Here is a 12,218-nt window from a genome sequence, read left to right on the forward strand (position 1 = left end):
CCTTGCCCCGCCCGCGCACGTCAGGTCAAGTCACTCGCCATCAGGCTTGCCTTCGCCGAGCAGGTCATCGTTACCGGTGCCGGTGACGGGTTCGTCGATCAGCGGTTCAAAGCCTGCGGGTGCGATCTGGTTCATCCGGATCAGGGTCGTACCCGTGAAGCTGTCAACAACCTGCAGGGCCGTATCGGCAGGATCAAGTTCGAGCACTTCCTCGATCAGGTCACGTACTTCCACATTGGCCGTCGTCGTCGGCATCTGCGGACGAGCCGTACAACTGCCGACATTGCGAATGACGCAGCCATTTATAGAGGAGAGATCGGTAAACGTGCCCGTTATGCCAACCAGGCCCACCGCATCGACGCCTGTTGCGCCGTTGACCGTGCCGTTGATCACGATGTCGAGCGTTCCGGTGCCCCGTACGCCGATCTGCAAGGCGTCGGCGACAATCCCGCGCCGGTCGACCAATGCCGTGCTTGCAGCCGTGTTCTGGACATAGACCGAACGATCCGATTGCAACTGGATGGTACCAGCCTCCACGAGCGTCCTGTCTGCCGTCACGCCATCGTTCTGGCCAAGACGTGCCGTAATCGCAGCCGTGCCGGAGAGGTTGGCTATGTCGGCAAGCGCCGTGCGGGTGACCATGGCGATCCCGTTTCCTGAAATCACCAACGTCCCGGCACGCGAACCGCCTTCTCCCAGCCTTACCGATCCCGTCGCTGCGTCGAGATAAACACCTGCGTCACTCGATATCGCAAGGGTATTGCCCGAAGCGTTGGCCAGCGCGGCCGAGCCCAGCAACGAGACCAAGCCTGATGAGCGCAGCGAGAGGGTTCCGGTCTCGCCGATCTGTCCTCCAGCCGAGCCGGATTGCGCGGCCACCGAAAGATCGCCCACAAGCATCGGGCTTGTACCGCGGATTGTCAGATCGCCGCGTGAGCGAATGTGACCGAACTCTGCCTGCGAAAGCGCATAGCCAGCCGTCTGCGCAGGAAGGTTGTCCCCGAGCAATGTCGTGCCCTGACCGTTGTTGACGATGATGATGGCGTCAGTCCGCGAAGACTCTCCGAGTTGCCCGGTCGCGCCGATGCCGATCTGCGCGGACGCCACGTCAATCACCGCGCCAGTCACCAGGCCGTTCAGCCTGATCTCATTGACTGCGGTCATGGCAATGGACTTTGCCGCATCCACGGTGCCCTCGACGACGATGTCGCGAACAGCATCGAGGATGATGTCGCCGCGTCCGACCACGCCTGCGGTGACGGTTCCGGCGCCGGTTACGGCCGTCTGCCCTTGCGCGGAATACCCTGCAGACAATTGCGACACGACCACATCCCCGCCACTGGCGGCAAGCGTGATGTTGCCGGTTGCCGCAATACGGCTGGCAGTGACGGTTCCCGTGGCAATTGCCGAAACATCGCCGTTTGTCGCCGTTACGTCGCGCAACGACAGACCGCCAACAGCCTTGATGCCGACAGCCGTGGCGTTGGCAGAGAGTGTTCCGCTCAACTGCAGGCCACTGACATTGATCACACCCTGCGAGACAAGGCTGGCATTGCGCGCGACAATATCGGTCGTGGTGAGGTCGAGATCACTGCGCAGCGTGAGATCCTGCCCGGCCCTGATCGGCGCATCGAAAATCGCTCTAGCCCGCGCCTCGACATTGGCGGCAGCCTGAAGCCCCCCAAAGCGCAGGTCGCGAGCAGAAAGGACGATAGAGCCCGCGCTGGACACCTGACCAACTGCAATATCGCCGGTTGCCGCCAGATCGACTTCTGCAGTGCGCGAACGGACATTTCCGCCGCTGACGGACGTGCCCCTTGCTACCACCCGCGCGCCGTCCAGCGCGCCAAAGCCCAGAGCATCGCCGGCCTGAAGCCGAAGATCCCCGCCTGCGGACAAGTTGCCGAGCGTGGCGGCACCTGTTGTCGTGACCGACAGCGCTCCGGCTGCACTGACATCCCCGGCCTCGATCACGGCGGCAGACAAAGTGGCCGCATCCCCTGACGACACAGCCCCCAGGACCACCTTGCGGGTGACGGCAATGTTCACGTTGCCGCCGGCCTTTAGCGTCGCCACAGCAAGCTCTGCAGCGACCACCTCTATCGATGTTCCCGCCTCGGCACTGGCAAGAGTCGCAGGACCGCTGGACTGGATGGAGATGCTCCCCCCCGTCTTCAGGGTGCCGCCCGACAGCGCCGCTGCCTTGACCGCAATGGTGCCTGTGCCGGCTACCGTCACGTCCTTGATCGCAAGCCCGGCCGAGGAGAGCGATACGCCGCCTCCGGCAATCACATTGCCGAGCACGGCGTCCTTGGTGGCCACGAGAGAGACGTTGCCACCGGATGTAATCGTGCCACCAGTGATCGTTTCTCCGGTAAGGTCGACTGCACCTGCGGCATTGATGCTGTCGAACGTGAGCAAGAGGGGATCTATGTTCACGAAGCCGCCCGCGTTCAAACTTCCGAGCCGTGCCGAATCCGTGACTTGCAAGGTGATGTCACCGCCCGCATCGAGAACCGGCACGGCAAGGGAGACGGCCGAGATATCGAGTGAGGTCCCTGCTCCCGCCCGAGCCAGTGAAACAGCTCCGCTCGAAATCAGCGAGAGGCTTCCAGATGTGGTGACGCTTCCGCCCGAGATGCCAGTTGCCCGGATCGAGACCGGTCCGCCGCTCTCGAGCGAGGTGAACGCCAGGTCGGCGGCAGCAATCGACAGGCCGCCTTCACCTGACGCCGAGCCGAGCCGGGCTGCACCCGCAGTATTTATGGCAATCGTCTTGCCAGCCTGCAGTGTGGTCGCAGCGACTGTCTGTGCCTCGATTGCCAGGTTTCCAGCAAGGTTCAGATTTCCAAGCGACACATCGGTGACTGCACCGATGGTCAGGTCTTCGATACCCGAAAGTTCGCCGAGCATGAGCGACGATCCGGCAGTCAGCTTGGCCGAAGCGCCAGGCAAGGCAAGCATGCCGATCGCTATCGACTTGCCTGTCGTGATGTCTGCCGCCGTGCCCTGCCGCAGAAGATCGACCTGAAGCGCCCCCGGAATTGAGAAAGCACCCTCAGGATCCCCGCCAGCACGCTGGAACGACGTCAATTCCCGAGCCGCGACCAGCGATGCCGCAGTGATGTCGCCCCCGACGGTCAGTCCGATGTCGTCGGCAGTTGCCTCGATGCGGCCGTTGCCGGTGAGCGATCCCGCAGCGGCCGACAGACGGACCTGCGCCGACTTGAGACCGGCACTATCGGTCAAGGCAATATTGCCCTGCCGCGAGAAAATGCTGATGAGCGACGAGGCGCCGACGTCCACGGCCGCGCCCGACTTGCCTACCGTCACATTGCCGAGCGCGCCTATGCGCACGGTAGTGCCGGAAATTGGGCCAGTTGCCCGAACGTCGACCGGCAGAACTTCGCTGGCTCCGATCGAGACCGTACCGGTTGCCGATATCTGGCCGACACAGATCGCGCCCTCGAGACAGTCCGGCTCGAGCTTGCCGCCATCCGACCCGCGCGGCGCGCCGAAGGCCAAAGCTTGATTGATATCTGCCCGAAAATTGCCTGCCGTGAACGAAGCCAGTCGTGCATCTATGGCTGCGCCGAACAGGTTGATCGTCCCAAGGCCAGCATCGACGCTTGCACCGTCCATGAAGCGCAGCGTCGGAATGTCCGAAGGTTCCAGATCGTACGCTATGCCAAGGCCACCGGCAGAGAACGTTACGGCTGCCGTGCCCGAGGAGCCGCTGTTCGCGACGAACCGGCTGCCGGACCCGACAACGATGTCGTTGCCGCTCCGCAGATTTATGGAGTCGAGCGAGGTGAAGCTGTTGCCGCCAAGGTCAGAAATGTCGCCACCGCTCAGGAGGCGCAGGCTTGCGCCCTGGAAATCACCGCCGCCTTCGCTTTCGCCCAAAGTCAGCAGGCCGTTGCGGTAGATCGTGCTGCCATCAACCACGGCGCCGGCCGCCAGTTCGACGCTGCCACCGCTCACATTGCGAATGGTGGCATCTCCGGCAGCGCGGACGGTCAGGTCTCCGGCCGACTTGTAGCCGCTGCCGGCGTCGCCGGTGATGTTTCCGAATGTGTATACGTCAAGCGCACCAACGCCCTCGACGACCGAGGAACCAAGAAGCTGAATGTCGCTGCTGGCATCGAAACGCAGGCTCGACAGGCCCGTGACGACGGTGCAGGCAGCCTCGGGGCAATCGCTGTTGCTGACAGTTATCCCCGCAAATGAGGTGACAACAACTTCGTTCGCAATCAGACGGCCGGTGCCTTCGCCGACAATGGACAAGCCGCCAGCGGCGGTGATGCTGGCAAGGTTGCCGACAGTGATGCCGGCACCAGTCGCCATCCCCAGGGCGATGGGCGCGCTGGCTTCAAGCACCAGATCGCCATCGATCGTCACTGGCCCTGAGATTGCCTGGATCGAAATTCCCGGATCTCCGCCGAGGCTGAAGCCGCTGCTTGCCAGCCCGGTGAACCCAGCGAAGCGCATGCCGTCGCGGGTGGCTGTGCTGTCGTTGGTTACGAGGATGCGACCGGGCTGGTCGACGATCGAGAAACTGCTGCCGTTCGAAGTGTAGCTGACCTCGGACGTGACGTCGGCGCGCGTCTGACCGGCCACGAACGTGCCACCATCCCCCGACTGGAACGTGACGGTTCCTCCCGATGGCGCCGAGTAGGACACCGAGGACGGATTCCCGGATCCTGCCGGGCCATTGCCCGGCTGGGCAAAGGTATTGTTTACGCTGCTGATGCCCCGCGCCTGGACATCAAGGTTGCCCACGATGATCTCGGCCCCCTGCGACGTAAGCGAGATTGTACCGCCCGTACCGCCGCCTCCCGCGCCAGCGCTGCCGGCATTGCCGCCTCTGGTGTGAAGAGCGGTGGTCGCTGCGCCATCGCTACCCTGCCCGCCGAGTCCCCCTGTTGCGTTGGCAGCAAGGTTCATGATCCCGGCCAGGGCAAGCATGACGTGCCCGTCGGCAAAGCTCTCGATGCCGACAACACCGCCCGACGCATTGCCGCCGGCCCCACCATTCCCGCCATTGCCGCCACTGTCGGAAAGAGCAGCAACGCCGTTCCCCCCGGCACCGCCTATGCCGCCGGCGACAAGATCGATCGAAGCGGCAGTCGCGAAATCTGAGGAGCTTCCAAACGCAGCGCCGATGCGGATTTCACCACCGAACCCTCCGCCACCATTGGCGCCACTGGCGCCGCTGCCGTTGCCGTCGTAACCGAAGCCTTCTGCGCCGTCCCCACCCTGTCCGCTGGCATTCGCCGAGATGCTGCTGGCGGTGAGGTTGCCGAGATTGTCGGCAAAGAATTCGATGGTGCCGCCACGGCCAATCCCGCCGGCCCCGCCCAGGGACTGCGACGGGATTGTGCTGGTTTCGACGATGGCGCGACCGCCACCAATGCCGCCGCTGCCGATAGCCGAAAGCGAGACTGCACCGAGATCGACCAGACTGTCTGCGCCATCGGCGGAGATCAGAATGGAACCGCCACGGCCGGATCCGCCGTCTGCGCCATTGCCGACCGCATTGTTTCCGAAGACGGCCGAGTTACCGCCATCCCCGCCACGTCCACCAGTGCCGGAAGCGGAAATGACTGCAAGCGATGCCGTGGTGGAAAGCCGCAGCCCGCCGCCCGATCCGGCTGTCAGATAAACTGTGCCGCCTTCACCATCGCCGCCGCGTCCGCCATTGCCTGCCCCGGATGGTGACTCTGAACCATCGCCGCCTGATCCACCGTCGCCGCCTGTGCCACCAACCGTGAACGATGCGTCGCGCAGATCGGCAAAGGCACCACTGCCACTGGCGATGATTGCAGCCGTACCACCCGTTCCTCTGCCCCCGATCCCTCCGGTGGAAGCGTTGTCGGAGCGGCCGCCAAAGCCACCTGTACCGATGGCGGACAGCTGCACATCAGTGAGACGCGAGCGGCCACCGCTGAACAGCAGCCTGGCAGTTCCGCCAGTACCATTACCTCCGGCGCCGCCGATTGCGCCATCTTCGCCGGCCTGTCCGAAACCGTCTGCGCTGACCCTGATGGACCGGGTGTCGTCATTCGATGTCAGCTCGTCAAAATCGGTTCCGATCTCGACGCTTGCCTGGCCCCCGCGCGCACTTCCGCCGGATGCAGCGGCAGCATCGGCATATCCGAAGCGACCCGCCGAGCCGCCAAGACCCGAGGCATCGACGACCACGTTGGGCAGGTCGAGCACACCGGACAGGAAACGGACTTGCGCGGTGCCGCCGATGCCGGTCCCGCCAGTTCCCGAAAAGCCCCCGACAACCTGGTTGCTGTAGGCGTATCCGCCCTCGCCAATGGCGTTGACTGCAATCGTGGGAGTGCTGCTTACCGAAGCCCCGGCCGTCTGGAGCGCGCCGCCGTCGACAAGCACAAGCGCAGTACCGCCGTTTCCTGCCCCGCCCGATCCTGTCGTGGTTCCGGAGTTGCCGTAGTAATCGCCATATCCGCCAATGCCATAATACTGGACACCGTAGCCTGATTCGTCCGATTTGTTGCCGTTCGCTTCGACCAGCAAGTCATCGGTGCGCAGCGTTCCGCCGGTCAGCGTGACGCTGGCAGACCCGCCCGTGCCGGCTCCGCCTGTTCCGCCATCGACATTGAAGTCTGGCGAGATTTCGGCGCCTGTTCCGCCAAAGCCCGATGCCACAACGCTGAGCGACGCGATATCGGCAGTACCACCCTCGACGATGAAGGCTGCGGTACCACCGGTTGCCGCGCCGCCGGCAGAAGGCGAGCCGCCTTCGACGTTGCTGGCATTGCCACCTTCAGCGTTGGAACTGACCGAGAAGGCAGCGATTGACGGCCCGCTCAGCCGTAGCTGATTGCCATTGTCTATCGATCCGACGGACAGGCTACCGCCTGAAAGCGCCACCCTGACATTGCCTCCGGACGCTGCTGCCCCCGCGCCGGCTTGCGCCGACGTGTAGTAACGACCGCCGAAGTTAGGAGCACCTCCCACGCCAAGGCTTTTCAGCGTAACGCTGTCTGCCCGGAATACGGCCGATCCTCCCGTCAGATCGAAGGAGATATCGCCACCGCGGCCCGTTCCGGATGCGCCTTGGGCATCGCTGCGCCGTCCGGCAAAGCCGGTCGTATCGACCTGCAAGACGCCGGAGAATCGCGAGTTGGCAATCGCGATCGCAACATCGCCGCCCGTACCACTGCCGCCGTCGGAACCATTCCCGCCGAATGCAAAGGAGTTCAGTTGCACGAGATCGGACTGCAATTGCGCGCTGTTCGCAAGGGTCAGCGTCATCGCGCCGCCGATGGCGTCAATGCCGGGCCCGGATCCCTGCGACTGGCTGTCCAGGTAGACTTCCGGGGCAATCAAGCGGGCTGCGTCGAGCGTGATCGCGGTACCTGCTACGCGCTGGGTGTCGGTCGCGCCCGAACCTGTGGCCGCCAGCGCAATGTAATTGCCTTGCGTGAAAAGCACGGCTCCCGCAGCAAGCCCGAGCGCGACGGTGTTGGGCACCTCAAGGTTGCCGAAGGCGTAGGACCCGATGTCGATGGAGCCTGCATCGGGCGAGGTTGCAATCCGGGCATTGCTGCCATCGAAGCGTACATCACCCATGACCACTGCACCGCCATTGCTGGCCGAGCCGTAATTCGCAATTTCAATGCGTCCCAGATTGAACTGGCTGGCACCGTTGGCAAAACTGGCTTGTACGGATCCGGCTCGGGCATCGAGCGGCACCGGCTCGATCGCGGGATAGCTGTAAGCCTCCGAATAGGCGCGTATCAGGCTCGACGCGTAATTTCCTCCATCGACCGACAGCAGGACATTGCCTGATGTGGAACTGCCAGCCACGACCGGTGACTGCGGCCCAAACCCGCCGTTGGTCGCGCCCGACAGCAACACGACATCGCCCAGCGTGACAGTCCTGCCCGACTGTGCGCCTGCCGACTGCTTGACATCGACGGTGACCTGACCGGACGTGGCATTACCATTCGACAATTCGCCGACGCCTGATGTCGCATAAGAGCGCAACGACAGGCCGCTTGCGCTGAAGTTGCTGTCGGAAATGGTCAGCGCAACATTGCCCGAAGTGGCGTTCTCACCCCGGCTGCCGGCGAGCAGCGCATCGCCGTTGTCGGGATCGGTCTGGATCGCGCCAATGGCTTCACTCTCGAGCGATACCGCTCCCCCAACAGCTATCGTGCTGCCGCGCGAGGCCCCCAGGGTGACGGAGCCCGCTGTGGCGCCGTTGGCAGAACGCAGACCGAGCGAACCACCAACCGAAATCAGATGCTCGTTATCGACGGTCGCCGCAATGTCACCCCGCGCTGCCAGGTCGACGTTGCCAGCAAAAGTGCTGTTCGCGGCGGCCGCGTCGACCGAGATGCTGCCGCTGGCCTGGCCGGTGACCGTATTGGATGCTGCGAGGCCATTGATGGCGAGCGATGCGTTGGTCGTTCCCGCACTGTCCGCCAGGATCTGATTGCCCGAAACGTTCTGCCCGGCCGACAGGATGATCGAGCCATCCCGCTCGGATACGCTCGTGGCGGCCGTATAACCGAGCGAGCCGGCGACCACAGCGGTCATCGCCTGGTTCTTCGGCACGGCGACCACGTAGATCCGCCGGTTTGCGTCTCCGGTCACGCCTGCGGGACCGGTCGTTGCACCTGTGTGCGAGACGCCGACCGCATCGTCGCTGCCGCGATCGACCACGATATCGAACAGACCGCTGTTGATGGTCAACGTGGCGGCTTCGGCAGCGACGTAAGCGGTCGAACCGCGCACTGTTACCAAACCTGCCTGAACCACTTTCGGCGCCACGACAGCAACGTAGCTGCTGGCCGCCTGGGTGGCCGAGATCCTGGCTCCCGACGCGATGATGACCGACGATCGTGGGTCGGGTGCCTGCCCGAACCTGATCTCGTTCTGTTCGCCCAGCAGGCGTGGTCCCGGATCGGAGTCGGGATCGACGGTAATCGGCAGGGATGTCAGCACCAGGCTGCCGACATTGAACACGCCGGTCTCACCGATCACCCAGCCGCCAGGATTGTAGAACCACACCCTGCCGCCGGAGTCCGAAGACACCGTGCCCGCAATCGACAGCGCGCCGGTGGTGGCAGACGACGTCACGCGGTTCAGCACGGTGTAGGGTTGCTGGCCCGCAAACGCGAGCGTCGCCCCGTCTGGCAGGAATACGCCACCTGCATCGGTTGCCGTCCAGTCGAGCAACGCCTCACTTGCGTTGATCGTAACCGTATCGGTCCTGGTCACTGAATCGCGAACAACGCCACCGATGCCGAACTGTGCAGTAAAGTCGCCATTTACCGCCTGGGCGTTCGCTTCGGGAGCCAAGGCCATTAGCATGAGCGACGCAGCGCCCGTGGAGATACCTGTCAGCAGGCGGGAGAGGCCCCTGCTGCGGCGTGAAACGATGTCTTTGGGCATGCGGGCCATCACAGCCTCCACGGCAGGAGCTGGAACGAAAGGTTTAGCAGGAAACGGGCGTCGCCCTTCACTTGCAGCCCGATCGGGTCATGCAAGGGGATCGCCACGCCAGCATCAAGCCGGATTGCTTCCCGGATCGAGGCGCGCAAGCCAGCCCCGATCGAAACGACCTTCTGCGGATCGAGGCCGTCGAACGCGTAATCGTTGTTCCACACCCACGCCGCATCGACGAAGGCATAAGGCTGCAACGCCGTACCGCCGGCAGTACGCGGGATCAGCGAACCCACACGCACCTCAGCCCGAGCGCCGATCCCGCTGTCGCCGATCACGGCGCCCGGATCATACCCGCGCCCGATCGTGTAATTGCCGCCCGAATATTCCTCGTAGGACAGGAGCCTGTCGGGCGAGTATTGCGCGCGTGGCTGCAGGCTGAAGGTAAGGCCGCGCACCGGGCGATAATCGAAAACACCGGAAGCGCGCAGAACGAAGCCGCTGGCGGTGCCCTCTACCCGGCTGGGCGTGACCGTCCCCACGCCCGGTGCTGCGCAGGCAACTCGTGCCGATGCCCGGCAGCCGTTCGTCGCGTCGAAGACATCGAGACCCTGCCGCGCCTCGAACGACAGGCCCCAGGCCCAGTGCGGTTCGAAAGGGGTAAAGCCGTCGCGTCCGGCCAGGCTGTCGCGCGCCACGCCATTGGTCTCGACGCGCGCATAGAGCACGCGCAGGCGGTCACGGTTGAGAGGGATGTTGCCGAAGTCGAGATCCTGATTGGCAAATTGCATGCCCAGCGCACCAGTAAGGTTGTAGGCCTGCGCGCGGACGAACGGATAGCTGCCCTCAAGCGATGCCGTGAGCGTGCGGGAATGAAAGTCCGAGGTAGCCCCGGTGACCGTCGGGTTGGTCCAGCCGTAGGTGAAATCGCCTCGCAAGGCGAAGCCCTCGCCGCCGATGCGCATTTCGTGCGCCACCTGCACGACCTTCTGCTCATCAAGGTCGGGAGTTGCGAAGAAGCTCAGGACGGTGGAATCGCCGAGCCCCGTCAGGCCGTTGATCTGAACACGCGCCAGCGCGCTGTAGCGCCCCACCGCCACCGATCCATAATTCTGGACGCCGACTTCGGCATAAATTGGTACCTGCCGTACCGACACCTCGCCGACGACTTCTCCCGGAGAGCCCTCGATAGGCCGCAGGGCAAGCCGCACGTCCATGCCCGGCAAGTCCTTGGCCAGCAGCAGGTATCGCTCTGCCGTGCGCGAATTGAAGACCGGTTCCCGCCGTAGCTTGTCGAGATAGCGCAGCAACGCGCCTTCCGAGCGACCGGGATCTCCCTTGACCTGAATCCGCGTGAGGCGCACCAGAAGAACATCCAGCCGGACCGCACCACCGTCAATTTTCTGCGGAGGAACCTGCACCGCCGCCAGATACCCCGCCTGTCGCAGCGCCGTTGCCGCCCGATCGCGGATTTCGCAGATGATCGCGACCGGCTGGTCTGTGCCGACAAACTCGGCGTAGCTGCCTGAAAGGTCGAACCCGGGCAGATCCTGCATGCCGCTGAACGAGACGGATGACAGCTTCAGCCTGATGCCGCTGAATTCGGGCGCGGCAAGCGGGCAAGGCGAACGTTCGACCTCGCCTGCATCGACCGACACGCTGCCGCGCCGCTGCAATGTTCCTTCGGCTACGCCGCGCTGGATCTCTTCACGGGTCGGCGGCTGAATTGCCGCCACCGAAGAGCTTTGCGCAACTGCCGCACCGCTCCACACCCCGAACGCCAGCACAGCCACCAACGCGTAGCATCGCATGGGACGTGGCGAGCCGACTATTCTCCGCGGGCCCCTGCTGGCGCAGGTCCCGCTACGGGGCACAGGTACGGCAAAAGGCTTGACCATCATGAAAATCCCACGGTGCGACCCGGGCGTTGTGATGGCAATCGGCTCTTGTTGAGCCTTCAAGGCGGTACGTCAGGAATCACGCTGGATCACTTGGTTCCAGCATTACATCAGGGACTTGGCAGCTCGCTCTCCTGCTCGGCGAGCGTCTGCGCAAGCCAGTCGAACTGCGCACGACAGCCATTGTCGAGCAACAGCGTTCCGAGTGCTGCAGCGTCTGCAGGAACCACTTCAGGCTCGAGCATGACAATGCGGAACTCTGCGGCCTTTTCGGGCGCAGTCTCGTCGTAGATACGATAAGTCCTGCCCTCCTGGGGGGCAAGCATTGTCTTGGGCCAGGCGATGCCGACCGTGCGCGGCGGCCACTGCATGCGCACCATCTCTCCACCCGCGCTCTCGGTCAGCCAGGTGAAGCTGCGAGCCTTGCCATCCGCCCGCCACAGGTACAGATCGCTGCCACGCGGAACGCAGACATTTCCGCCCTGCGCGGTGTCGGCCAGCCAGATGCTGACGGGCAGGACCTGATCGCCCGAAGCATCCGCAGGGCCGCGCACGGCGCCGGCCCGAACCGAAGCCGGGTTGCTGAGAGAACGCGCCAGCAATGCGGCGGCGTTACGATCGCGGTTAACGGCATTGTCCAGTCGGAAACTTCCGGCGCCCTTGAGCACCCGCGTACCCGCCTTGTCCAGCACGGTCACGACGTCACCGCCCTTTAGAACCACGGTGGCATTCGCAGGCAAGCGACGGCCCTTGGGATATTCCACTGCGGACGGACCGGTGGAGCGCACGACGATTGCCTGGGCAAACGCCTGGGCCGAAGCACCCAGGCCCACGACGATGGACGCCGCCAGCGCAATGTCTGCCAATAGCTTGCTTGGTCTGGCCGTCACCCCG

At 64.1% G+C, this 12,218-nt stretch carries 3 protein-coding genes; all 3 read right to left on the reverse strand.

Features of this window, described 5'->3' with window-relative positions:
* Positions 1-30 precede the first annotated feature (30 nt).
* The 3 genes from B9A23_RS15750 to B9A23_RS15760 all read right to left on the reverse strand — a co-directional run bounded on the left by B9A23_RS15750 (position 31) and on the right by B9A23_RS15760 (position 12,214).
* The gene (locus B9A23_RS15750) at positions 31-9,444 is read right to left on the reverse strand and encodes a beta strand repeat-containing protein (RefSeq protein ID WP_084280047.1); all 9,414 of its coding nucleotides are present in this window, start codon (positions 9,442-9,444) and stop codon (positions 31-33) included.
* Positions 9,444-11,219: a ShlB/FhaC/HecB family hemolysin secretion/activation protein gene (locus tag B9A23_RS15755; protein WP_217806614.1), complete on the reverse strand. Its 1,776-nt coding sequence runs from the start codon at positions 11,217-11,219 to the stop codon at positions 9,444-9,446. The genes B9A23_RS15750 and B9A23_RS15755 overlap by 1 nt, the downstream gene beginning before the upstream one ends.
* Before the next feature lie 215 nt (positions 11,220-11,434).
* Positions 11,435-12,214: a hypothetical protein gene (locus B9A23_RS15760; protein WP_084280049.1), complete on the reverse strand. Its 780-nt coding sequence runs from the start codon at positions 12,212-12,214 to the stop codon at positions 11,435-11,437.
* Between the last annotated feature and the right edge of the window lie 4 nt (positions 12,215-12,218).

It is taken from the genome of Novosphingobium sp. B1 (genome assembly GCF_900176395.1).
Taxonomy (GTDB): Bacteria; Pseudomonadota; Alphaproteobacteria; order Sphingomonadales; family Sphingomonadaceae; genus Novosphingobium.

Excerpts from the sequence above, each read along its gene's own strand:
- B9A23_RS15750 (WP_084280047.1), bottom strand. The coding sequence starts at position 9,444 with ATGGCCCGCATGCCCAAAGACATCGTTTCACGCCGCAGCAGGGGCCTC.